Here is a 25,180-nt window from a genome sequence, read left to right as displayed (position 1 = left end):
CTAAAATTCTTCAACAATGATGTTGTCGTTAGTAAATACGCAGATTTCTGAGGCGATTTTGAGGCTTTCGTAGGCGATTTCCTTAGCGGAAAGATCGGAGCCTCTTCTTTTCAGCGCTCTTGCTGCAGCCAAGGCATAATTTCCGCCCGATCCGATCGTCAGGATGCCATCATCCGGTTCGATGACTTCCCCACTTCCGGAAACAAGCAGCATCTGTTCCTTGTTCATGACGATCAACAACGCCTCCAGTTTCTGAAGAGCGCGATCTCCCCGCCATTCTTTAGCCACCTCAATGGAGGCGCGCAGCAAGTTTCCTTTGTACTGATTCAGTTTCTCTTCAAATTTGTCCTCAAGGGTGAACGCATCCGCTACGCCGCCTGCGAAACCGACGATGACTTCATCATGATAGATGCGTCTGATTTTTTTTGCGGTCCCTTTCATGATGACGGATTCCCCCATCGTCACCTGGCCATCACCCGCCATGGCTGAACGTCCGTTGTGCTGCACTGCGCAGATTGTTGTCATTTGTTATTCCCCCTGTTTTTTGCTGTCCCGTTTCGCCCGTGGATGGAATTTATTGTAATTCCTTTGGAGGGCATCTTTCGTTACATGCGTGTATATTTGCGTGGAAGACAGACTGGCATGTCCTAAAAGTTCCTGGACTGTCCGCATATCTGCTCCGTTGTTCAACATATCGGTCGCAAACGTATGCCGCAGCATATGCGGATGCAATGTACCGGTCAATCCGGTTTTTTTCATGATCTGTTTTAATATGTATTCAATACCGCCTGCCGTGAGCGGATCACCCAAGCGGCTCACAAAGAGATAATCGTGATTGCGTTGGTGTTTAGCCATCAATTCTGTCCGGGTCATTTCCAGATATTCCTGAATGGCAGCGGCGGCATAATGGCCGAAGGGCACATAACGTTCTTTGTTTCCTTTTCCGAAAATTAAAATGACACCCAATTCGAAGGAAACATCCTGTAACTTGATGTTCTTGCACTCGCTCACACGGATTCCGGTCGCATAAAACAATTCCACCAGCGCTCGGTTCCGATAGTCAAGCATTTCCGTCCCTTCGGCTGCGCGCAATAGTTTTTCCAACTCTTCTTCGTATAAGTACTGCGGCAAACGCAATTGCTTTTTCTTGAATGAGATATAGGATAAAGGGTTTTCATCAAGAAGGTCATTGCGGATCAGGAAGTGATAGAATCCCCTCAGGCTGGACAAGGTGCGCGAAATCGTATTCCGACTCAGTTTTTGTTCGTCCAAAAAACTCAAATACAGTCGGACATCATACAATTTCACCGCCAGCAAATTGCTGGTTCCACTTTCCTCAAGAAAGGATTCAAATTTTTTCAGGTCAAACAGATAGGCCTTGACGGTTTCGTCGGAATAGCGCCTCTCGATAGCCAAATATTTTATGAAACGATCGATTAATTCTTGATTAGACAAAAAAATCCCCCCAACATCTTATGACTAAATTTATCACAATGTTGGAGAGATTTCAACGTAAGTTGGCGAACTTAAATCGTTTGCACGAATTCGTCCAGGGCAGCCAATGCTTTATCGGCTATCATCTGGTTTTTGAGCTGTTTATCGCGGATTTTCTTGCCGCCTAAAGGTTCAATGATGCCGAAGTTGGCGTTCATCGGTTGGAAATGTTTGCTGTCTGTATTTGTGATGTAGTGGGACATCGCACCGATCATCGTCTCTTTCGGGAAGACAACACATTCCTGTCCGCTCGCCATTCTGGCGGCATTGAGGCCAGCCAACAGCCCGCTTGCAGCACTCTCGACATATCCTTCAACTCCGGTCATCTGGCCGGCAAAGAACAGGTCGTCGCGTTTTTGGCTCTGATAGGTGGCGCGCAGGATTTTTGGAGAGTTCAGGAACGTATTCCGATGCATGACTCCGTAACGTACAATCTCAACATTTTCCAACCCCGGGATCATTCGCAGGATCCGTTTCTGCTCTCCCCATTTCAGGTGAGTCTGGAATCCGACAATGTTATATAGGGATCCGGCAGCATTGTCCTGACGGAGCTGCACAACTGCATAGGGAATCTTTCCAGTCTTCGGATCTTCCAGTCCGACCGGTTTCATCGGACCGAACAGCAACGTTTTTTCACCTCTTGAGGCCATCACTTCGAATGGCATGCACCCATCGAAATATTTTTCTTCCTCGAATTCTTTCAACGGGGCTACTTCAGCCGTAATCAGTTCATGATAGAAGTTTTCGAATTCCTCTTTGGTCATCGGACAGTTCAGGTAGGCGGCTTCACCTTTGTCATAACGCGACTTCAAGTAAACCTTCTCCATATTGATGCTGTCTTTTTCCAACACCGGTGCGGCGGCATCATAGAAGTACAATCCTTCCGTTTCAATGAAATGTTGGATCGATTGGCTTAATGGTTCCGAAGTCAAAGGGCCAGTCGCTACCACCGTGATCCCTTCAGGCAATTCCGTCAGCTCATCCAGATGGATTGTGATATTGGGATGTTCTTCCAATGCTTTCGTAACATAAGCTGAAAAATTTTCTCGATCGACCGCCAAAGCGCCGCCCGCAGGAAGCGCGGTCGCATCAGCCGCTTGGATGATGAGGGAATTCAGATGACGCATTTCTTCCTTTATCAATCCGGCGGCGTTCGTGACTTGATTCGCCCGCAGTGAATTGGTACAGACCAATTCCGCGAAGCCTGAAGTATGGTGGGCAGGCGTCATCTTTTTGGGCCTCATCTCATAGAGATCGACTTGGATACCCTGCTCCGCTATTTGAAAAGCCGCTTCGCTTCCGGCCAAGCCGGCTCCGATCACGGTAACTCTTTTACTTGTCATAGTATGCCTCCATAACGTTATTTCTGTATGTCTTCCTCGTATTCACAATGACTGCATTTCACTTGGATGCCGCCTTTGACCTTCTTCTCAACAAGATACTGTTGACATTTCGGGCAATCACGGCCAATCGGTTTGTCCCAGGAGATGAATTCGCACTCTGGGTAACGATCACACCCATAGAATATCCGATTTTTCTTGGATTTCCTCTCGATTACCTCGCCTTTTTTGCACACAGGACACGTCACGTTGATTTTCTTGACGATCGGCTTCGTGTTGCGGCATTCCGGGAAATTGCTGCATGCATAGAATTTTCCGAATCTGCCGATTTTGATGACCATCGGATGGCCGCATAATTCGCAATCGAATCCGGCAGGTTCGTCCTTAATCTCAATTTTTTCGATCTCAACTTCCGCTTTCGCTAGTTCTTCGGCGAATGGCTTATAAAAACGATCGACTACTTTAACCCATTCTATTTTTCCCTCTTCGACACTGTCTAGATCTTGTTCCATTCCGGCAGTGAAGGAAATATTCACGATATCCGGGAAATAAGTGGAAATCAAACCGTTTACGATCGTACCCAATTCTGTTGGTTCGAAACGTTTTGCCGTCACTTTTACGTAATAACGCTTCTGGATCGTTTCGATTGTCGGCGCATAGGTCGAAGGTCTACCGACACCGTTCTCCTCCAAAGCTTTGATGAGCGTTGCTTCCGAGTATCGGGCCGGCGGTTGTGAGAAATGCTGATTCGGGTCGATGTCTTTTGAAAAAACCGTATCGCCGACAGCCATTTCCGGAAGAAGGTTATCTTTTTCTTTGGAATTGCCTTCTACGTAGACTTTGCGGTAACCGGCAAAGTTCTCTTTGGAACCTGTCGCGCGGAACATAACATCCTCATGCTTGAGATCTACCTTCATCGTATCGAAGATCGCCGGAGTCATTTGGCTAGCCAAAAAGCGTGCCCAAATCAATTGATACAATTTGAACTGATCCTTCGTCAAGAAAGGTTCGATTTCGCTTGGAACCCTCAAAACACTTGAAGGACGGATGGCTTCATGGGCATCCTGCGCCGATTGAGATTTTTTGTTCTCACGTTGTTTATCGATGGCATATTCTGGACCATATGTACCTGTTATGTATTCATGGGCTTCTTCAATCGAACCGGCTGAAACACGTGTGGAATCCGTTCGCATGTAGGTGATAAGTCCAACTGAGCCTTCTTTGCCGAGCGCAATCCCTTCGTAAAGCTCCTGAGCGACCATCATCGTTTTCCGCGTACGGAAATTCAGTTTGTTGGCGGCTTCCTGCTGCATGCTGGAAGTCGTGAAAGGCTGAGCCGGGTTACGTTTTTGCTGTTTCTTCGTAACATCGGTGATTTCAAAGACATTGGATGTAATCTTCTCCAGCACCGCATCCGCTTCCTCTTTGGTCTTCAACTTCAGTTTCTTCCCGTCCAACCCGTAAAATGCCGCCTGAAAAACATGTTTGTCCTTCAGGAACGTGCCGTCTATTGTCCAAGACTCCACAGGCTCGAAACCGGCAATCTCTTCCTCGCGGTTGATGATCAGTTTCAGCGCAACAGACTGAACCCGTCCGGCACTCAAACCTTTTTTGACTTTCTTCCATAGTATGGGTGAAATGGAGTACCCTACCAGACGATCCAAGATTCTTCGGGCCTGCTGGGCTGAGACAAGATCCATATTGATCGGTCTTGGGTTTTTAAGTGCTTCTTTGACTGCATCTTTGGTTACTTCATTATAAACGACACGGATATTGTCTGCTGGGTCCAAGCCCAACAAATGTGCCAGATGCCACGAGATGGCCTCCCCTTCTCTATCCGGGTCGGAAGCCAAGTAGATTTTTTCTGCCTTATGTCCATATTTTTTCAATTCTTTTATAAGGTCGCCTTTACCACGGATGGAAATATAGTCCGGTTGGTAGTCATTTTCGATATCAACCGCCATTCGACTCTTTGGTAAATCGCGTAAGTGGCCTTTGCTCGCTACCACTTTGTAGTTTCTGCCAAGATATTTTTCTATCGTTTTGGCTTTAGTAGGTGATTCCACAATGACTAAATATTTATAAGCCAAAGAAACGACTCCTCTCAACGAAATATTTTGTATGTATATTTCTGTCATTTAAATCGTTTCCCATCTTATGCCATAAACTAGGTGTTTGTCAAATGGAAGTTATTCCGCAGATGCTTCAGTTCCACTGCGTTCTCATTTCCTCCAGCACGTCAGTCGCATTCAAAACGCAAGCAGCACCGGCCTTTATCAATTGATTGGTACCGACGCTGAGGTGGCTGGTAATATTTCCTGGGACCGCAAAAACATCTCGATTTTCCTGCAAGGCTAGATTCGCAGTTATAAGGCTTCCACTCTTTTCTGTCGCCTCGATCACCAGTGTTGCCGACGAGAGATTGGCGATCAGACGATTTCGCATCGGAAAATGATAGCGTTCCGGCTTTGAGCCCAAAGGATACTCACTGATGACGAGCTGCTCCGCCATCATTTGCCGCTGAAGGACGGCATTTTCCCTTGGGTAAGTAACATCCAGACCTGACCCGATGATGCCGATTGTGGCTCCGCCGTTTGCGATGGCACAGGAATGAACCATTTGATCGATGCCTTTGGCAAGCCCGCTTACGAGCGTGACGCCTTCCGTAACCAACGGCGGTATCATTTCATTCAGGACTGCCTTTCCATAGGCGGACGGACTGCGGCTACCTACGACACTTAAACACGGCTGCTCCAATAAACCGATATTACCCGCGCAAAACACCACAATTGGAGGCAGATAGCTATTCAACCAGCCCTCCGGATAACCATTATCCAGGATGGTCAAAATCTGAATATCTTTGCTCCGGTAAAGTTCCAGCAATTCCTCATAAGACATCCTGCGGTAGGCTGTTTGTATGGCTGACTTTAGTTTCTGCTGTTTTGATTCATTGGCCATCGGAACATAACCTTTAATGTTCTCTTCTATTGAATAATCCGGATCCCTCATCCAAGACAAATAGAGATGCTTCATGAAATGTGGCGTGCACACGCCAGTCATTGCATGATAAATCAACTTATCGCGGACCGTCACATCCTCGCGGTTCATTTCCATAAAAAAACTCCTTTGCGTACAATCTGATAAGATAATACGCAAGGAGTTGCATTAAGCTTTATTCAATTGTTTGCATTTGGAGTGCAGAATTTTTACTGATCCCTCAGCATGCTTTTGATCGGATCAAACGTCTTCCGGTGGATAGGGGTAATACCATGCGCTTCCAAACCGGATAAATGCAGTTGGGTGCCATAGCCGGCGTTCTTCTCAAAACCATAGTAAGGATATTGAACCGCATATTCGGACATCAGGCGATCACGGTATACTTTCGCGACAATACTCGCCGCAGCGATGGAGACCGATTTGGCATCACCTTTGATGATCGATTGCTGCTCAATCGGCAAAGGAAGCTTCATGGCATCGATCAACAGGCTGTCCGGTTCTTGTTTCAGATTGGCGATTGCTTGCATCATCGCCAGTTTCGTGGCTTCATAAATATTCACGGCATCAATCGTTTCCGGGGAAATCAATCCGATCCCGACATCGGCAATGGCCATGATCTGATCGTATAGTTGCTCCCTTTTTTTTGCTGAGAGTTGTTTCGAATCGTTGACCGGAAGGAAAGGCAGCTCTGCCGGCAGAATGACGGCGGCAGCGACCACTGGACCAGCTAATGGGCCTCTGCCGACTTCATCGATTCCTGCGATGGCAAGCCGGCCATTTGCCTTCAGTTCCTCTTCGAAGGCCAGCATCTGGATTTGCCGTTCTTTTAAGGCGAGGTCGAGTTGATAATTGCGCTCCCACGATTTGATCGCGGCTTGGACGCCTTTGCGGGAGTCGGATCGGATCGTTGTCCATCGTGGATCTTCCAGCGATCGGATTTCCTGCAACTGCTCCTTGATGGCAGCGATGCTCAATGGTTTGTTCATTCTGTTAATCCCTCGCCAGCCTCCCCCAGTCTAACGGGAACCTGATCCAAAGTATAAGGCCCCAGTTTGCCGCCGCGGATGTCAAAAATGATTCTCTCGCTGGCACGGCTGTAATCCTCGCCAAAGCGCAGTTTCGTGGTCAATTCCATCAACAGGTCCGGAACCGCTCCTTCGAATTCTTTTTCGTCCACCTTATAGAATGCCTGCAATCTGCCTGGATAATACTGCATAAAATGACGCAACGCAAATAAAGCGACATCATCCTTGTGGAAAACGGTATCCTTGATTGCTCCGGTTAGGGCAAGTTTTTGACCGATCAGCTGATCCTCGAATTTAGGCCACAGTATCCCTGGAGTGTCCAACAACTCGAAATCACCGCCGATTTTCAGCCATTGTTGCCCTTTTGTCACACCAGGTCGGTTTCCGGTCTGGGCTCGATTCTTTTGCATCAATTTATTGATCAAAGTTGACTTCCCGACGTTAGGGATGCCAAGGATCATCAAACGGATGGCGCGAGGTTTGACGCCTTTAGCGATCATCGCCTGCGTTTTGTGCGCCATCATCGCTTTCAGTTCTCTTTTGATGTTCTCTACATCTTTATTGTTAAGCGTCGAAATCGAAACGGCTCGCTGCGCTTTGTTATCCTGTTTGAAGTATTCCAACCATTCTTTTGTGGCTGTCTTATCCGCAAGATCAGCCTTATTGAGCACAATCAATCTTGGCTTGTTTCCGATGATTTCGTCGATCAATGGGTTCCGACTCGATTCCGGAAGGCGCGCATCCAGCAACTCAATCACCAAATCGACCATTTTTAATTTTTCTAACGCTTCACGTTTCGCTTTTGCCATGTGGCCTGGAAACCATTGTATTAACATATTGACACTTCCTTTTCTAAGTAAATCCTTCGCTTCCATTTCAAAACAAAACACAAGTGCAAATACACCTGTGTGCGGTTGTCTCTTTATTCTTCTGCCCCATTATCAGCAATGATGCCTATTTTGTTTAAAGGCCACAGTCTTAAATCAGCTGTCCCTTCGATTTGCGCTGCTGGGATAAATCCGAAGACACGACTATCTTTCGAAACAACGCGGTTGTCCCCAAGAACGAAATACATGTCTTCAGGGACGGCCATTTCCCCCGTCAGGCTAAAGAGGGTGAAATCACCGGTCAATGTCTGATTTGATCCTTCTTTTAAAGCCTCCAGATAATGTTCCGTTACTTTTTCGCCGTTGATATACAGTTCATCCTGGAAATAAGTGATTTCGTCACCAGGAAGCCCGATAACGCGTTTCACATATTCTTCATCCGTCCCGTCAGGAGCAGGAAACACAACGATATCAAAACGATCAACTTCGGCCAATTTGTTCAGGATCAGCCGGTCTCCCGTCTCCAAAGTGGGTACCATCGAATCACCGACAACCTGGAACGGATAAAACAGATAAGTCCGGATGACAACGAACAGCACAAAGGCGATCGCCACCGAAAAAAGCAGGCTCAGCGCTTCCCGAAAAAAGCCACCTCGTTTTTCCGGTTGAATATCTTTCTTTTGTTCGACTTTGAATCTTTCGTTCCTTGAAACAAAACCAGAGTCTTGGTAATCATGATTTTTATTTCCAAATGACATCGAATCACCCTTTCTTATAAACCCAGCCGGTTCTTAATTTTCAATAAAGCCAAAATCCCCAAACGGAAAATACACCATTGCAGCTTTTCCGGCTATATCAGCTTGCGGCACAAAACCGAATATCCGGCTGTCCCGGCTACGGACTCGATTGTCCCCCAACACAAAATAGCTGCCTTCCGGGACTGTCTCCATTCCTGTCAAAGTCAGCAAATCAAAATCCGAAGTGAAAACATCCATCCCTTGCTGCTTCTCCGTCCCCAGAAAAGACTCTTCAACAGGCTCGCCATTCAGGTACAGTTGATCCTCGCTGTAAGCGATGGAATCGCCCGGCAATCCGATGACTCGCTTAATGAGCGTTTGCCCATCTTCATTGCTGAAGATGATGATATCAAAGCGATCAATGTCCGAAAACGTCTCGTATAAGAGATAGTTGCCCTGTGCTAGCGTTGGACTCATTGAGTCGCCTTCAACTTTCAACGGAATGAAAACATAAAAACGGATGATGAGCACCAGCAACAAGGCTAAGATTATCGCCTTGACCCAATCCCAAATCCCATCCTGCATCTTTTTATCTACTTTCATCGGTATCAACCTTTTTGGTTATAGTTTACGAAAACAATACTCATAGTTTAGCATATTTTACGCACAAAAAGAATCGCAACAAATCCAAAGGCGACACTTCCAAGCAATTTCAGACATTACAAAAAGGTTTGGCACTTCGTAAAAGCAGCCAAACCTTTCGGATTATTCGTTCCCCATCAATATTTCCACAGCTTTATCGTACTGTGTATCGTTCTCCGTAAGAACTTCGCGCAATTTTTCGACAAGCGCCAACGCGGTGTCGCCCGTTACGATTCCGGTTGTTTCCAGCTCATTTGCAGCTTGGAATGAGGCTACCTGTTCGACAGTAGCTTCATCGTAATAACCGTCTGCTTCGACTGCGTATCCGATGGCGTTCAGCATCGCTTCCACATTCTTGACCTCTTCCGAGACAGTTCCTTCTTCATAGATTGCCGTAGAATCGATAATCGTCAAAGTGGCGTACTCCGGAAGAGCAACTTCGTAGTCCACAGCAATGCCTTTTTGGTGGATCCAGTTTCCGTTTGGCGTCAGCCACTTGGCGACCGTCAATTTCAATTCGCTGCTCTCCGTCAACGGATAAACAGTTTGCACTGTCCCTTTGCCGAAGGTCGTTGTCCCGACCAACGGAATTTCGGATGATTCCTGCAGAGCTCCCGCGACGATTTCCGATGCACTGGCACTTCCCTCATCAACAAGCAATACGGTTGGTTCGGTTATCTTGAAATCCCCGAATTCGCTGTCACTGGCCTCTATCTTATTGGGATCGGCATCTTTTTCTTGCGTCTGCATGATGACATCTCCGTCGTCAAGGAACATATTGCTGATCTTCAGAGCTTGATCCAATAAACCGCCGGGATTCTGCCGGAAATCAAATACAAAGGATGTGGCACCTTGTGTGCGCAGATCCGTTACTGCGCTGACGATATCGTCGTAAGTCGGCGTCGAGAAGCTGGAAACATGGACGATACCGATTTCCGGATAAGCTTCATCCAGTTCAAAAGTCACCGTTTCGATCGGAATCGTGTCCCTGATGATATTCACTTTGAAGGTCTGGTCACCGCGAACGATTTCCAGGACCACTTCACTACCCTTTTCGCCTCTGATCAGTGCGACTGCTTCGCTTGCCGTCAAGCCCTGCAAAGATTCGCCATCCGCACTGAGAATGATGTCATTCGGCAACAGTCCTGCTTTTTCAGCTGGCGAGCCCTTGATCGGCGAAACAATAACAATCTGCTGATTCAAAGACATGATTTCAGCTCCGATTCCTTCGAACGAGGCGGAAATCGTCTCATCCAAGTTCTCGCTCTCTTCTGTATTCAAGTATTGACTGTAGGGATCGCCGACAGCTTCCACCATGCCGCTCAAGGCACCCTCAATCAACGCCTCTTTATCGACACCTTCGACATAATTATTGAGCAGTGTCTGATAGACAGCTCCGATGCGTTCGGATGCAGCTACATCCAATGTCGAACTGTTTGTGCCTTGGATAATCTCTCCTGTCGAGGGGAGAGTAACGCTCCTGCCGATCCACGCATACGTCCCGCCGATAGCCGCAATTGCGACGATAAGTAAGGACAGGAAGTAGAAGGAGAGCTTGACTCCACGTTTTTTTAGTTTATGACCATTGTTGCCCATTCAAAGTACACCTCTTTAAGATTATAGGATAGATTCCAAAGCAACGAGCATCATGTCATCGAACGTAGTTTCACGCTCTTCGGCAGTCGTCTCTTCCCCTGTCAGGATATGGTCGCTGATGGTCAATAAAGCTAAAGCTTTCCGGTTGTATTTGGCGGCCAGCAAGTAGAGGCCGGCAGCTTCCATTTCCACGGCCAGAACGCCATAGTCAGCCAACTTTTGTTTATTCAACTCTTCATTGTAGAAGCGGTCCGAAGACAGGACATTGCCAACGTGGACGGATAGATTTCTTTCCTTCGCAACCAGGTAGGCATTATGCATCAATTCAAAGCTACAGATCGGCGCAAAATTGACTTGGCCATTGAACGTATTGCTGACGACGCTAGAATCGGTTGTCGCTCCTTGGGCAATGACGATATCACGCACATGGATATCTTTTTGGATTGCCCCTGCAGAACCGACCCGGATTAAATTCTGTACATTGTACTCAGTGATCAATTCGTTTGCGTAGATCATGATGGAAGGCAAGCCCATGCCTGTGCCTTGGACAGAGACACGTTTACCTTTGTATGTCCCCGTATATCCGAACATGTTCCGGACAGAATTATACTGTTCGACATTTTCCAAATATGTCTCGGCAATATACTTCGCTCTCAATGGGTCGCCCGGCAATAAAACAGTTTCCGCGATTTGACCAGGTTTTGCTGCAATGTGTGTACTCATTTCATTTCCTTCTTTCTTTATCTAATTTTGGTTTCTCTCGATGTAAACTTCGAACAACTCATCAAATACGGACATGAACTCTGTGTACTCTCCGCTCAACTCCAGGTAATCGGCAAGTTCGTGATAATCGGTCATTTGCTTCGGAAAACCGATATCCTCGGAAACCCGGTTCGCAAATGCTGTTTTTTTGTCCTTTTTGTATGGGTCTCGATACGTCAAGATGAAAAGGTAAAAAGATTGTCTCATAAATTAGGCCTCTTTCTATTTTAACAAATTTTCTGCTGATATGCTTACTTCAAACGAATATTCTTTCGTCTCTTTATCGATCGAAAGCAGGCGGATGGCACTCTCTTTTGGAAGTTTGATGTTGGCCAAATTCATCAGTACGGTTTCCGAATCCGCATCCAAGCTCACGAATACAGGCAATTCCAAAAATTGAGCCAAAAGAGTCAAAGCTTCCTTTTCGGGCAAAGACAGCCCGCCTAGGGAAATATCGTTCACCTTCAGCTGCAGATTACCGTCCGTTGTCGCATGCGGCTCTCCTGTTAGAGCGAACGGGATCGAAAGCCCCAAAAGTACAGTCTCTCCTTTTAAAGTCACTGCATCCGTCATCTCCAACGAGTAGCCATCCAAGCTCTGCTCGGATTTCAGATATTCATTGGCGATGACCGCCAATTCGTCATTGCTCAAGGACAACCCTATCGAGAGCCGATCCGCTGATTGCGTCGTGGTTGGAGCATCAGTCGCTGTTTGGCTAGGCTGAACCATCGCAATTTTCGAGAAAATCCAAATTGCTGCCAGCACCAGTATGAGCGACAAGGTTATGAACCCAATTTTCCATGGATTCGGACTATTTCTCACACTTCTTTGTTGATTGATTCCCATTGAATTCGCTCCTTTAAAAATATCTTTCTGAAAGTCCCAATCTTTTTTTAGGGAAGAGATACTATTATTTTCTAAAGCTTACCATTTAATGTGCTATAATGCATTCAGAAGGACGTTGTTGGAGACTGTTTTTTTCTTTGGCCAAAAAAATTTGCTGTCAGGCATCAAGGAGGAATGAATGTGACTACTTTTCCGCAAACAGAAGGCAGACGCAAAATCATCGTAAACGAAGTGTTGAATGCCGTAACACATGGAATCGGGACCTTGCTTAGCATCGTAGGATGCGTCTTACTCATTTTGAAGGGGTCCCAATCAGGAAACGTTACAGAAGTCGTAGCTTATGCCATTTACGGTGCTTCGATGATTTTACTTTTTCTGTCATCGACGCTCTATCACAGTTTCAGTATGACCCGCTTCCAAAAGATATTCCGCTACATCGATCACGCAGCCATATATTTGTTGATTGCAGGGACGTATACGCCGTTTTGTTTGATTGCGGTACGTAACGGTCAAAGCAGAGCTTTGTTCATTGCCGTTTGGGCAATCGCAATCATCGGCATTATCCTGAAGATCTTTTTCGTCGGAAAATTCAACGGTATTTCCACCCTCTTGTACTTGGGTATGGGATGGATGGCGCTGTTCATCATTCAACCGATGTACCAGACACTCGGTCTGAACGGCATTGTGCTGATCGCTTTAGGTGGTTTGAGTTACAGTTTGGGGACTATTTTTTACTCGAACAAAAAATACGGCTTTATGCATGTCATTTGGCATCTCTTTGTTATGGCAGGCGCCGCTTTTATGTTTTTCGGCATCTTCTTGTATGTTTAAAAACAGAAAATCAATAACATCATGCAAAGCAAAAATTGGGCTGACTCAATCATTGAGTCAGCCCTTTTCTGCCTAGTTCAGCCGTTTGAAGACCTTGAATTCATGTTCGAAGCAGTTTTTGTCATCTACAACGCCTAAGGTTGATGACTCAAGTCCCCACTCGTTCCAGTCGATTGTAGGGAAATAAGTATCCCCGTCAAAGTCGGCATGAATGACGGTCTGATACAGGATATCCGCAAACGGCAGGAATAGTTCAAAAATTTCGCTGCCGCCGATGATGAAAAGCGTGTCCTCTTCATTATCCAACGCCAATACTTCCTTGACATCATGCAGGAAAGTAACGCCTGCATGGCTGTACTCAGTTTGTCTCGTCAGGATGATGCTTTCCCTTTTCGGCAGCGGCCGTGATCCCATCCCCTCAAACGTTTTTCTGCCCATCACGATTTTGTGGTTCAGTGTTTTTTCCTTGAAATACTTCAGATCATTCGGCAGGTGCCAAGGCAATGTGCCGCCTTTCCCTATGATTCCATTGTCGTCTTCAGCCCATAATAATGCGATCATCTTATGTTTTGCCGCGCAACCGAGCCAACGCCCGGACCGATCAGGCACCTTTATGGAACCTGATGGCGGCAGCCTCCTTTTCCTCGATATGAAAAATTTATACAGCAATCGGTGCTTTGATGCCTGGGTGGCTCTTGTAGCCTTCCAGGACGATATCCTCTTTTTCCATTTCAAAAATAGATTTCTCCGGATGCTTCAGCACCAATTTCGGCAAAGCAAACGGTTCTCTGGAAAGTTGCAGCTCGATCTGGTCGATATGATTCAGATAAAGATGGGCGTCCCCGAACGTATGGATGAATTCTCCGACTTCAAGACCTGTTTCATTTGCGATCAGATGCGTCAATAAAGCGTAGCTGGCTATGTTGAATGGCACGCCCAAAAAGATATCCGCGCTCCTCTGGTACAGTTGGCAGCTGAGTTTCCCATCAGTGACATAGAATTGGAACAGAGTATGGCAGGGCGGCAAAGCCATCGAAGGGACGTCTTCCGGATTCCAGGCGGAAACCATCAGTCTTCTGGAATCTGGGTTCTTTTTGATCATTTCGATGACATCGCTGATCTGGTCGATGAATTCCCCTTGCGTCGTTCTCCAGCGGCGCCATTGGGACCCATAAATATTGCCCAATTCACCGTGTTTGGCTGCAAAGGCTGCATCCGTCAAAATCGCTTCGCGGAATTTGGCCATTTCGGCATCATAGATTGCTTTGAAGCCCTCTTCCTTCAATACCCTGTGGCCGAAGTCTTCCATATTCGGACCTGCGTAATCTGCTGATTTCACGTAGCGCTCAAATGCCCACTCATCCCAGATGTGGTTGTTGTTTTCCAACAAGTATTTGATGTTCGTGTCACCCTTCAGGAACCACAACAGTTCGCTCTTGATGAGGCCGAAAGCGACTTTCTTTGTCGTCAGGATCGGAAAGCCTTCAGCGAGGTCGAAACGCATTTGATAGCCGAAGATGCTTTTCGTACCGGTACCGGTACGGTCGTGTTTTGTTGCGCCTGCTTCCAGGACGGTTCTTGCTAAATCCAAATATTGTTTTGTCATCTTTGTTCTCCTATATACATTAATCTTTGGCGAACTGGCTGAGATATTCCCAACGTTCCCATTTTTCGGCAAGCGCTGCTTCTGCGTCGTCCAATTCCTGCTGCAATTGGGTCAGCTTTTCGAAGTCGGAAACATTTTCAGCCATCGCGCTCTGCAATGTCTGACCTTTTTCCTCAAGTTCGGCAATGTCGTCCTCGATCGTCTCCCATTCCTTCTGCTCCATGTAGGTCCATTTTGTCTTTTCTTTGACCGCATCCTGAGCCGGGACAGGCGCTGCCGCTTTTTTGATTTCCTGTTTAGCGGCCTCGCTCTCTTTTTGTCTCGAAACCAGCAAATATTCACTCATATCGCCAAAGAATACGCCCGGTTTGCCCTCATCGTTCAGAATCAACAGTTTATCGGCCACTTTATCCAGGAAATAGCGATCATGCGAAACGGTGATGACGGCTCCGCCGAAGCTGTTCAGGTAATCCTCCAACACCGTCAACGTATCGATGTCCAAGTCGTTCGTCGGCTCATCCATCAACAGCACATTCGGTTTCGTCATCAGCAGCTTCAACAAGTAGAGTCGACGCTTTTCCCCTCCTGATAACGAACTGATTAGGCTGCCGTGGGTTTCGCGTGGGAAGAGGAATGTCTCCAGCATTTCCGTGACGCTGACGACAATGCCGTCGCTTAATTTCACCTCTTCCGCGATTTCCTGCAGGTAATTGATGACGCGCTTATCGTCAGGAAGCACTTCGGAAAGCTGTTTGTAATAGGCTATTTTGACAGTCTCTCCGATGATCAGATTCCCGCCGGCAATCGTTATTTCACCTGCCAACATATTCAGAAAGGTTGTCTTGCCTGCCCCGTTCTTGCCAACGATACCGATGCGATCGTTCGACTGGAATATATAGGAAAAATCGTTGAGGATCTGTTTTTCTCCCGCAAACAGCGAGATATGCTCCAAATTGAAGACGCGTTTGCCCAACCGGGAACCATCCAATTGGATTTCGAGTTTGGCATCGGTCGTGCTTTGTTGCGTGACCTTTTCCAAATCCTCAAATCGGTGGATCCGTGCCTGCTGCTTTGTCGTTCTCGCTTTGGCACCCTTGCGCATCCACTGCAGTTCGCTTTTGTAGAGTTTCAGCTGCTTCTCATCCATTTTTTGTTGGATGGCTTCACGTTCACTCTTTTGGAATAAATAGTCTTCGTAGTTTCCTGTGTAGACTTCCAATCCGCCGTTTTTCAGTTCGATGATTTTCGTGACGGCATTCTCCAGGAAGTAGCGGTCATGGGTCACCAACAGGACGGAGCCTTTGTACTGGGCAAGATAGTTTTCCAGCCACGTGATCGAGTCCATGTCAAGATGGTTGGTCGGTTCATCCAGCAACAATAGATCCGGCGCTTGGATCAGCACCTGCGCCAAGCCGACGCGTTTGCGTTGCCCACCGGATAGCTCGCCTACTTTTTTCGTGATGTCGTCCAAACCCAACCTGTTCAGGATTGATTTGATCTGAACCTCTGTCTGCCAAGCGTCTTGCGCATTCATGTCAGCTTCAGCTTTACTGTATCGGTTCTGGTGATCCGGATTCAGACTGTCTTTCTCCAACAATTCCAAAGCTTCCTCGTAGGCGCGGACCGTCTTGATGATGGGCGCTTCCCCTTCATAGACCGCTTCAAAAACGGTCGATTCTTTGTTCAGTTGAGGCTCCTGCGCCAAGTAACCGACACGATAATCACTGGGCACGTCCAGGCTGCCAGCATCCGGGGTTTCGATTCCCGCGATGATCTCCAGCAAGGAACTTTTGCCGGTTCCGTTCTGGCCGATCAGACCGATATGTTCACCTTCGCGGATCGTGAAGGATATTTTATTGAAGAGTTTCTTCATCCCGTAGGATTTTTCTAACTCGATGGCGTTAAAGTCTTTCATATGTGGCATTCATCCTTTGTTTTCAATCCATGTCGTTTTATGTTCAGGGATCTTGATAGTCTCTTGACATTGTATCATATCAGGACACTCTACGCAGAAGAAAAGAGAGGGATAAACCCTCTCTTTTCTGAAGTTTCTATGAAATTAGAACAAGCCTGTAACGACACCATCTTCGGTGACGTCCATGCGCAAAGCAGCCGGTTCTTTCGGCAGACCCGGCATGGTCAGGATATCCCCCGTTAACGCAACGACGAACCCGGCTCCGATCTTCGGAACAAAGGAACGAATGGTGATGTCGAAGTTTTCCGGACGGCCGATTGCTTGCTGATCATCTGACAAGGAATACTGTGTTTTTGCCATACATACCGGCAAACGGTCCCAGCCATTCTTCTTGTACTGGCGCAGTTGGTTTTTGGCTTCTTTGGAATAGATGACACTTTTGCCGCCATAAATTTTGGTGACGATCGTTTCGATTTTTTCTTCGATGCCGCTGTCTTCCGCCACATAAAGGGGAACGAAAGCTTTTGTGTTTTCATCGATTGCTTTGACGACAGCGTTCGCCAACGCTTCTCCGCCTTCAGCGCCTTTTGCCCAAACTGCTGTCTGGATGCATTCGACTTCCTGAGCCGCACACAGACTGACGACTGCTTCAATTTCCGCCGCAGTGTCGTTCGTGAATTCATTGAGCGCCACGACGACAGGCACACCGTACTGCTGCATGTTTTCAATGTGCTTCTGCAGATTTGCGAAGCCGGCTTTGACCGCTTCGACATTTTCACCGCTATTGAGGTCCTTCACCAATACGCCGCCGTGCATCTTCAAAGAGCGCACGGTCGCTACGATAACGACTGCATCCGGGCTCTTGCCTAGTTGCGGTACTTTGATGTCCATGAACTTCTCAGCACCCAAGTCGGCTCCGAAACCGGCTTCCGTAATGACGTAGTCAGCCAATTTCAAGGCTGTTTTGGTTGCCAATACGCTGTTGCAGCCGTGCGCGATATTGGCGAACGGTCCGCCATGCACAAATGCTGGCGTATGATACAACGTTTGGACCAGATTCGGCTCCAAAGCATCCTTCATCAGCAACGTCAATGCGCCTTCCACTTTCAAGTCTCTGACAGTGACGGGTGCCCGATCAAACGTATAACCGATGACAATGTTCCCGATCCGGTTCTTCAAATCCGTCAGCGAAGTCGATAAGCATAGGATTGCCATGATTTCGCTCGCTACAGTGATATCGAAGCCGTCTTGGCGGGGAACGCCTTGGATCGGTCCGCCCAATCCGATGACGATGTTGCGCAATGCCCGGTCGTTGATGTCCAATACGCGTTTCCAGGTGATCCGGCGTTGATCGATGTTCAAGGCATTGCCTTGTTGGATATGGTTATCGATCAAAGCTGATAACGTATTGTTTGTCGCTGTGATGGCATGCATGTCGCCGGTGAAATGCAGGTTGATATCCTGCATCGGTTGCACTTGCGCATAACCGCCGCCTGCCGCTCCGCCCTTGACGCCCATTGTCGGCCCTAGTGAAGGTTCACGCATCGCGATCATCGCTTTCTTGCCGATGCGTGTCAGCGCATCGCCTAGGCCGACCGTTACGGTTGATTTACCTTCGCCAGCCGGGGTAGGGTTGATGGCAGTGACAAGGATCAACTTGCCGTCTGCCTCTTCACTCAAGGAATTGATTTTCTTGATGTCCACTTTTGCCTTGTATTTGCCGTACAGTTTCAGATCATCTTCTGTCAGGGAAAGGGTTGCCGCTACTTCTTTGATCGGAAGCATCTCATTTGCTTGAGCTATCTCGATATCCGTCTTCAAAACCATCACTCCAAATTCTTCATGTTTACATACATTTTAGCACATAGACCAAGAGAAAGAACGTGTTTTATGGCCGTTCGGTTGATAAAACTGCTTACATTTCCGGAAAATTAAGAAAAGCTGAACGGGTTCGCTCAGCCCTGAAAGAAATTTAGGAAATCTGGCCCTGAATGAGCATCGTAGAGCGCAATTGCTGAGAGACTTTCTGCGTCAGCAGATTAGTCGAACAGTATGTCTTGGCTCGCAGAGACAAGAGGTTCCTTATTCTTTTTTCCGAAGGGCTAACCCGTGAAGCTGGACATCATTTTAGATGCATGAAACATTTTACAAACTTCTGAAACACCTACGGTGATGCACTTTTCACTCTGGAAAATTTTATAAATTCCTGTATGTCAAAAAAATCCAGAAAGGAATTCAAGGTGAAATCCCTTTCTGGATTTGAGCTTATTGGCGAATCAGGTAATCGAATGCGCCCAAAGCGGCAGTCGCTCCGGCGCCCATCGAGATGATGATTTGTTTGTACGCACTATTTGTGCAATCTCCGGCAGCGAATACGCCTTCCAGATTGGTTGAACCATGGTTGTCGACGATGACTTCGCCGCGTTCATTCAACGCAACACCGGAATCCTTCAACCAGGCCGTGTTCGGAACCAAGCCAATCTGAACGAAGACACCTTCAAGTGCGATGGTGTGCTCCTCATTCGTAGCGCGGTCCGCGTAGGAGATTGCTTCCACTTGATCGGTCCCGGTGATCGCTTTCGTGGCCACATTCGTTAGGACTGTGACGTTCTTCAAAGCATGGACACGGTCCTGCAATACTTGATCAGCCTTCAATTCCGGCAAGAACTCGAGCACGTATACGTGTTTCGCCAATCCGGCCAAATCGATCGCCGCTTCTATGCCGGAATTGCCGCCGCCGATGACAGCAACGTCTTTTCCTTCAAACAACGGACCATCGCAATGCGGACAGTTGGTGACGCCTTTCGTGCGGAACTCTTCCTCACCGGGAACGTTGACATTGCGCCAATGCGCTCCGACTGTGAGAATAGCCGTCTTGGCTTTGAGCACTGCGCCGTTTTCCAGCTCAACTTCGATCAGGTCATTTTTGCGGATACTTTTCGCGCGTTGGCCTTTCATGATGTCGACCTTGTACTGATTCACATGTGCTTCCACTTGCGCCATCAGCTTCGGTCCTTCCGTGTAAGGCGTTCCGATCATATTTTCGATGCCGACTGTGTCCATGACTTGTCCGCCGTAGGTCTCGACGACCATGCCGGTGTTGATGCCTTTACGGGCAGCATAGATGGCCGCGCTGTTGCCTGCAGGGCCTCCACCTACCACAAGGACGTCGAAGATATCCTTGTCGGAAAACTCATCCGCACTTGTCGGACCGGCGGCTTGATCGATCAATTGCTCGATTGTCATGCGTCCGCTGGCAAACTCTTCCCCGTTAAGGAAAACAGTCGGTACAGCCATGATTTTTTTCGCTTCGATTTCATCCTTGAACATGCCGCCCTCGATCATAACGTGGGAGATTTTCGGGTTCAGCACGGACATGATGTTCAGTGCTTGGACAACATCCGGACAGTTATGGCAAGTCAAGCTGACATAAGTCTCAAAATGAAGCTCTTTGTCGATCGCTTTAATTCGCTTGATGATGCTGTCATCCACTTTCGGGGCTCTTCCGCCTACCTGCAGCAAAGCCAAAATGAACGAAGTGAATTCATGTCCAAGTGGAAGGCCGGCGAACGTGATGCCGCTTTCCGTTTCCGGACGTGTTATCGTAAAACTGGGCGTACGGGTCAAAGTTGCAGTTTCGAAAGTGATTTTCTCGGACATTCCAGCAATTTCCTGCAAAAACTCGCTGACTTTCCCGGAATTTTCATCCTCACCCAGACTGGCTTTGAAAACCACATCCGATTCCAACAGTTCTAGATATTGGCCGAGTTGCCCTTTGATTTCTGTATCTAATGCCATGGGAATCCTCCTTAAATTTTACCTACCAAGTCCAAGCTAGGTTTCAATGTTTCCGCGCCTTCTTTCCATTTCGCAGGGCAAACTTCGCCTGGATGGGTGCGGACATATTGGCCTGCACGGATTTTGTCGATCAATCCGCTTGCGTCACGGCCGATGCCGTCAGCGTTGATTTCCACTGCCTGCACGATGCCGTCCGGATCGATGATGAACGTTCCGCGTTGTGCTAAGCCTTCTTCATCCAACACATCAAATCCGATCGAAATCGCATGCGATGGATCTCCGATCATGGTGTATTCGATTTTTCCGATAGCTGGTGAATGATCGTGCCATGCTTTATGCGTGAAGTGTGTGTCGGTTGATACGGAATAAACCTCTACTCCCAAGCCTTGCAAGGTTGAATATTGGTCTTGCAGATCTTCCAATTCAGTCGGGCAAACGAAAGTGAAGTCCGCAGGGTAAAAACAGACGATGCTCCATTTTCCTTTTAGGTCTTCCGATGAAACTTCAATAAATTCACCTTTGTGATAAGCATGCGCTTTAAATTCCACTATTTCTTTTCCGATTAATGACATTCTGATTCCTCCAATTAGAATAATTATTTTAGAATAGTACCTATCAATAACTATATAGAATCCATCATTAAGGGTCAAGTATTAACACCTGAGAACTGTATTTATTTGATAATTTTTGAAAAAAAGGAATTCCGTAACTAAAAATCCTTTTATAACTAGGATTTCCTGACTTAATTATTATCTCACATTTCCAGATATAGTCATCGGAAACTTACCAAAAGTAGATTTTACACTTCTGCCCCTTAAAATAAATCCGAGAACACAGTGAAGCCATTCTCAATTAGCCGTATCTATTCTCAATTAAAAAAAGAACGCATCTGGATAATATCATGATCCAGATGCGTTCTAATATTGTATGTATTCTAAAGAATCTACAGACTGCCTTTTGGTTAGTCCTCTTCCATCTTCAGGACGGCCATGAAGGCTTCTTGAGGGACCTCGACGGATCCGACTTGCTTCATGCGCTTCTTGCCTTCTTTTTGTTTATCGAGCAATTTACGCTTACGTGAAATATCCCCACCGTAGCATTTAGCCAGTACGTTTTTGCGCAAAGCTTTGATGGTAGTTCGAGCCAAAATCTTGTTGCCGATTGTCGCTTGGATCGGAACTTCGAACTGTTGGCGTGGAATCAATCCGCGCAGTTTTTCGGTGATTATTTTCCCGCGTGCATAAGCGAAATCGCGATGCACAATCAGGCTTAAGGCATCGACTGCTTCACCGTTCAAGAGGATATCCATCTTGACCAATTTACTTGGACGGTAACCGATCAGTTCATAGTCAAGGGAAGCATAACCCTTCGTGCTGGATTTCAAGCGATCGAAGAAATCAAATATGATCTCCGCCAGGGGCATTTCATAGACGACGTTGACACGGAAATCATCCAAGTAATCCATCGTGACGAAAGTGCCGCGTTTTTTCTGAGCGATATCCATGACGGCGCCGACATAGTCGTTAGGCACCATCATGCTTGCTTTCACATATGGCTCTTCAACACTTTCGATTGTAGTCGCATCGGGCATTTCTGAAGGGTTGTCGATCTCCAAAAATTCGCCATCGGTTTTGTTGACGCGATAAATAACAGATGGAGCCGTCGTGATGATGTCCAAACCGAATTCGCGTTCGATCCGTTCTTGGATGACGTCCATGTGCAGCATGCCCAAAAATCCGGTACGGAAACCGAAGCCGAGTGCTTGCGAAGATTCCGCTTCGAACTGCAAGGATGCATCGTTCAGCTGCAGTTTTTCCAAAGCTTCACGCAAGTCATTGAAGTCCGATGCATCAACTGGGTAGATACCGCAGTATACCATCGGGTTCATTTTGCGGTAACCGGCCAAGGCTTCACTGGCAGGATTGTTCGCCAACGTGATCGTATCCCCGACCTGGGTGTCTTGGATCGTTTTGATGCCGGCAGTCAAATAGCCCACATCACCGACCATCAAATAGTCGCGTTTGATCGGTTTCGGTGAGAAAATCCCTACTTCGATGACTTCATACTCTTTGCCGTTAGCCATGAATCTGATCATGTCCCCTGGGCGGACCACGCCATTTTTGATCCGGATATTCAGTACAACACCCCGATATGGGTCATAGACCGAGTCAAAAACCAAAGCCTGCAAAGGTGCTTCCAAGTCGCCTTCCGGAGCCGGAACTTTTGTGACAATCTGTTCCAACAGCTCAGGAATGCCTAAGCCGATTTTAGCACTCGCTAAAACCGCATCGCTGGCATCGATGCCGATGACATCCTCTACCTCAGCCCTGACGCGTTCAGGGTCTGCGGCAGGCAAATCAATCTTGTTGATGACAGGCACGATTTCCAGGTTGTTGTCCAAAGCCAGATATACGTTGGCGAGGGTTTGTGCCTCGACTCCTTGCGCAGCATCCACTACCAGAATGGCCCCTTCGCAGGCTGCCAAACTGCGGGATACTTCATACGTAAAGTCGACGTGTCCCGGTGTGTCGATCAGATGGAAGATATAATCTTCTCCGTCTTTGGCCCTATAAGTCAATTCGACGGCGTTTAGTTTTATGGTAATGCCTCGTTCTCTTTCGAGGTCCATGGAATCCAATAATTGTGCTTGCATATCACGATCGGCGACTGTATCAGTCATTTGGAGAATTCTATCCGCCAATGTGGATTTCCCATGGTCTATATGGGCAATGATGGAAAAATTTCTTATCTTTTTTTGTCGTTGCTTCATCTCTTCTAAGTTCATTGTCGTTGCTCACTTTCTCTGACGTCCATTCGTTCACTTAAAAATTATACCAATCTAAAGCCTTTATGACAAGACGCCGACTCAGATTGGGAAGTCTTTCTCACATTTGTTCGGAATGTCAATCGAGTGGGCTGTCACCACTAAGTCATCACCCCTACCGGACGCGTGCGGAAAAAAAGAATCCGAAGGCTCTCCATCGGATTCTTTCCCATTGAAATTTAAAACGCATCAATGATATTTTGCAATGCTTGGATGGCTTCATCAGGCAGCGGCACTGTCGGATGGGCAGCATTGAATTCTTCCAAGAAATCTTCTCTTAGCTGCATGCGTTTTCTCACCAATTTCGTGTAATCTTTATCTTCGAAATCAGGATCGAAACCATTCACCGGAAGATAACTGAGATGCGGTGCATCGCCAAATGGGACGAATGAGGCTTTCCCTTCAACGACGCTTTCGATGACGCCCAAAGATACTTCCTTCGGTATTTTTTTGCCCATGAAGAACCCAGTATTGATAATATAGCAGGCGACTTCTTCATGAGCCAACAGTTCTTTGAAACCATCATAATCTTCAACCAATGGATAGACCCGGAACGGATTTGCGAACGGTTCGATGACCAATGTATCGGTCGACTCACCTTTCTTAAGCGTTTCCGCAGTCGTGCGTTTTGTGGCCAGCGTTGTTCCGAAGGTTGCTGCCAAGACCGCATCTTCCACCTTCACCAAAGGCGGCAAGGCATCATCCTTCATAATCCAGTAGACGGCATTGATCGGTTCTTCAAATTTATCCACGCGATTTGGAGTAGAGTAACGAGATTTGACTGTGCGTCCGTTACCGTTTCGGATATCTTCGGTGACCAACACAATTTTACCATCGTTATCCTTTGTCACTCCCACATTCTGAACAGTCACAAAATAATTCTGTTCCGGATGATCAGCCGGATAATCCTGAGTTTTATCGAAATAGGAAGGTTCCAATGCTATGGATGATCCATCCGTCAAATCAATCAGGAAGGCATCATCATGAAGTACTTTCACTTCATATTTGTTGTCATGCTTCGAATGGGTCAGAGTCGATTTTCCTGACCCCGAAAGCCCAAAGAAGGAAGCGACATACGACCCGCCATCCGGGAGGCGGAAGTGTTTTTGTCCGCCGTGGCAAGAAACAAATCCATTCCGATGACCGGTTCCCCATGCAAGCGTCAGCGTGCCTTTTTTGAATTCACCAAAATATTGCATTCCCAGGATACACGCTACATTTTTATCAGGCTCGAATACAGCCACACCTAGCGGATAATCTGGATGGCGCCAGTCGGGATCTGTGTAGATATAGATATCGCCTTCGTTGTACAGCTTCGACTGTGCATACATCTCCTGATATTCCGGGCTGTCCCACTGGAAGTTCAACAGCCAGGAGTAAAGATTGTTTTCGTTTCCTTCAGGAAAAGCGATATGCGCCTTGATGATGAAATCTTTATCCAAACCTACATACCCTGTCGTTTTATAATAATGGCGCAGTCTGTTTTGATAAATGACATCCATGATGATGGCTTGAAGTTTTTCGTCCTCTTCCTTGTTCTCGCCGATGATCCGTTTGGCGCGGGCAGTACGACCGATGATTCTCCCGCCATTTTCGACAAGTACTTTGGCATCATTCGGCAAGCCCAGCTCTTCAGTATGGAGCACAGGCAGGTCGGTCACGACTACCCCCGCAGCGTTCCGAGCAAGTTCGTAGGCTTCCGTCATGTTCGTGACTTCCTGCATGTTTTTGCCATAAAAAGCTGTTTCGACCGTTGTCCGGAATTTCGTAAGTAAAGGGTTGGACTTCTTTAATTCGGATCTGTTGAACGATTCTATAGTAGCCATTTACGTCACCTCTTTTATTTGATACTTCCATTATAATCTTATTCCGCAGAATTGTAACCCCTTACATACCATATTTTGTGAATATTTATGCTATTTCTATAAAAAAAGTGTTTA

At 47.0% G+C, this 25,180-nt stretch carries 22 protein-coding genes; 1 reads left to right on the top strand and 21 read right to left on the bottom strand.

Annotated features, from left to right (window positions below; translation table 11 throughout):
- The 13 genes from hslV to TES5_RS05420 form a co-directional block, all read right to left on the bottom strand.
- Entirely contained in the window at positions 1 to 525 is a 525-nt protein-coding gene (gene hslV / locus TES5_RS05480; protein ID WP_068560731.1) for an HslVU peptidase proteolytic subunit, read from the bottom strand.
- A gap of 3 nt (positions 526 to 528) precedes the next feature.
- Positions 529 to 1,455, bottom strand: coding sequence for a tyrosine recombinase XerC (xerC, locus tag TES5_RS05475; RefSeq protein ID WP_068560729.1), 927 nt, complete (start codon positions 1,453 to 1,455; stop codon positions 529 to 531).
- Positions 1,456 to 1,526: 71 nt separating this feature from the next.
- Positions 1,527 to 2,837, bottom strand: coding sequence for a methylenetetrahydrofolate--tRNA-(uracil(54)-C(5))-methyltransferase (FADH(2)-oxidizing) TrmFO (trmFO, locus tag TES5_RS05470; RefSeq protein WP_068560727.1), 1,311 nt, complete (start codon positions 2,835 to 2,837; stop codon positions 1,527 to 1,529).
- Between the two features lie 17 nt (positions 2,838 to 2,854).
- Positions 2,855 to 4,924 (bottom strand): type I DNA topoisomerase, encoded by a 2,070-nt coding sequence (topA, locus tag TES5_RS05465; RefSeq protein ID WP_068560725.1) that lies wholly within the window; start codon positions 4,922 to 4,924, stop codon positions 2,855 to 2,857.
- A 115-nt stretch (positions 4,925 to 5,039) separates the two neighbouring features.
- Positions 5,040 to 5,948, bottom strand: a complete 909-nt coding sequence (dprA, locus tag TES5_RS05460) for a DNA-processing protein DprA (protein ID WP_068560723.1) — start codon at positions 5,946 to 5,948, stop codon at positions 5,040 to 5,042.
- Between the two features lie 92 nt (positions 5,949 to 6,040).
- Entirely contained in the window at positions 6,041 to 6,817 is a 777-nt protein-coding gene (locus TES5_RS05455; RefSeq protein WP_068560721.1) for a ribonuclease HII, read from the bottom strand.
- The gene (ylqF, locus tag TES5_RS05450) at positions 6,814 to 7,692 is read right to left on the bottom strand and encodes a ribosome biogenesis GTPase YlqF (RefSeq protein WP_068560719.1); all 879 of its coding nucleotides are present in this window, start codon (positions 7,690 to 7,692) and stop codon (positions 6,814 to 6,816) included. The genes TES5_RS05455 and ylqF overlap by 4 nt, the downstream gene beginning before the upstream one ends.
- An 86-nt stretch (positions 7,693 to 7,778) precedes the next feature.
- Positions 7,779 to 8,441, bottom strand: a complete 663-nt coding sequence (lepB, locus tag TES5_RS05445) for a signal peptidase I (RefSeq protein WP_083546403.1) — start codon at positions 8,439 to 8,441, stop codon at positions 7,779 to 7,781.
- A gap of 33 nt (positions 8,442 to 8,474) precedes the next feature.
- Entirely contained in the window at positions 8,475 to 9,023 is a 549-nt protein-coding gene (gene lepB / locus TES5_RS05440; RefSeq protein ID WP_068560717.1) for a signal peptidase I, read from the bottom strand.
- 162 nt (positions 9,024 to 9,185) lie between these two features.
- On the bottom strand, positions 9,186 to 10,658 hold the full coding sequence (locus TES5_RS05435; RefSeq protein WP_068560715.1) for a S41 family peptidase: 1,473 nt from the start codon (positions 10,656 to 10,658) through the stop codon (positions 9,186 to 9,188).
- Between the two features lie 21 nt (positions 10,659 to 10,679).
- Complete coding sequence (deoD, locus tag TES5_RS05430) at positions 10,680 to 11,381, bottom strand: purine-nucleoside phosphorylase (protein ID WP_068560713.1); 702 nt, start codon at positions 11,379 to 11,381, stop codon at positions 10,680 to 10,682.
- A gap of 21 nt (positions 11,382 to 11,402) precedes the next feature.
- Complete coding sequence (locus TES5_RS05425; protein WP_068560712.1) at positions 11,403 to 11,627, bottom strand: YozE family protein; 225 nt, start codon at positions 11,625 to 11,627, stop codon at positions 11,403 to 11,405.
- 15 nt (positions 11,628 to 11,642) lie between these two features.
- A complete protein-coding gene (locus TES5_RS05420; RefSeq protein ID WP_068560710.1) occupies positions 11,643 to 12,266 on the bottom strand; it encodes a YpmS family protein in 624 nt (207 codons plus the stop codon).
- Between the two features lie 180 nt (positions 12,267 to 12,446).
- Here TES5_RS05420 and TES5_RS05415 point away from each other — a divergent pair, with 180 nt between their 5' ends.
- Positions 12,447 to 13,097: a PAQR family membrane homeostasis protein TrhA gene (locus TES5_RS05415; RefSeq protein WP_232309294.1), complete on the top strand. Its 651-nt coding sequence runs from the start codon at positions 12,447 to 12,449 to the stop codon at positions 13,095 to 13,097.
- A gap of 72 nt (positions 13,098 to 13,169) precedes the next feature.
- Here TES5_RS05415 and TES5_RS05410 read toward each other — a convergent pair whose 3' ends face one another.
- The 8 genes from TES5_RS05410 to TES5_RS05375 all read right to left on the bottom strand — a co-directional run bounded on the left by TES5_RS05410 (position 13,170) and on the right by TES5_RS05375 (position 25,066).
- Positions 13,170 to 13,658 carry a dihydrofolate reductase gene (locus TES5_RS05410; RefSeq protein ID WP_068560850.1) on the bottom strand — a complete coding sequence of 163 codons (489 nt, stop codon included), beginning with the start codon at positions 13,656 to 13,658 and terminating at the stop codon, positions 13,170 to 13,172.
- 97 nt (positions 13,659 to 13,755) lie between these two features.
- Positions 13,756 to 14,703, bottom strand: coding sequence for a thymidylate synthase (locus tag TES5_RS05405; RefSeq protein WP_068560707.1), 948 nt, complete (start codon positions 14,701 to 14,703; stop codon positions 13,756 to 13,758).
- Positions 14,704 to 14,722: 19 nt separating this feature from the next.
- The gene (locus TES5_RS05400; RefSeq protein ID WP_068560705.1) at positions 14,723 to 16,618 is read right to left on the bottom strand and encodes an ABC-F family ATP-binding cassette domain-containing protein; all 1,896 of its coding nucleotides are present in this window, start codon (positions 16,616 to 16,618) and stop codon (positions 14,723 to 14,725) included.
- Between the two features lie 144 nt (positions 16,619 to 16,762).
- A complete protein-coding gene (locus tag TES5_RS05395) occupies positions 16,763 to 18,439 on the bottom strand; it encodes a formate--tetrahydrofolate ligase (protein ID WP_068560848.1) in 1,677 nt (558 codons plus the stop codon).
- Between the two features lie 444 nt (positions 18,440 to 18,883).
- Positions 18,884 to 20,416 carry an alkyl hydroperoxide reductase subunit F gene (ahpF, locus tag TES5_RS05390; RefSeq protein ID WP_068560703.1) on the bottom strand — a complete coding sequence of 511 codons (1,533 nt, stop codon included), beginning with the start codon at positions 20,414 to 20,416 and terminating at the stop codon, positions 18,884 to 18,886.
- An 11-nt stretch (positions 20,417 to 20,427) separates the two neighbouring features.
- Positions 20,428 to 20,988: an alkyl hydroperoxide reductase subunit C gene (gene ahpC / locus TES5_RS05385; protein ID WP_068560700.1), complete on the bottom strand. Its 561-nt coding sequence runs from the start codon at positions 20,986 to 20,988 to the stop codon at positions 20,428 to 20,430.
- Positions 20,989 to 21,377: 389 nt separating this feature from the next.
- Positions 21,378 to 23,201: a translation elongation factor 4 gene (gene lepA, locus TES5_RS05380; RefSeq protein WP_068560699.1), complete on the bottom strand. Its 1,824-nt coding sequence runs from the start codon at positions 23,199 to 23,201 to the stop codon at positions 21,378 to 21,380.
- Positions 23,202 to 23,419: 218 nt separating this feature from the next.
- Entirely contained in the window at positions 23,420 to 25,066 is a 1,647-nt protein-coding gene (locus TES5_RS05375; protein ID WP_068560696.1) for a phosphoenolpyruvate carboxykinase (ATP), read from the bottom strand.
- Positions 25,067 to 25,180 lie beyond the last annotated feature (114 nt).

This window comes from Trichococcus sp. ES5 (genome assembly GCF_900067165.1).
Lineage (GTDB): Bacteria > Bacillota > Bacilli > Lactobacillales > Aerococcaceae > Trichococcus > Trichococcus flocculiformis.
The sequence above is the reverse complement of the archived record's forward strand: the minus strand, read 5'-3'. Positions and strand labels throughout refer to the sequence as shown.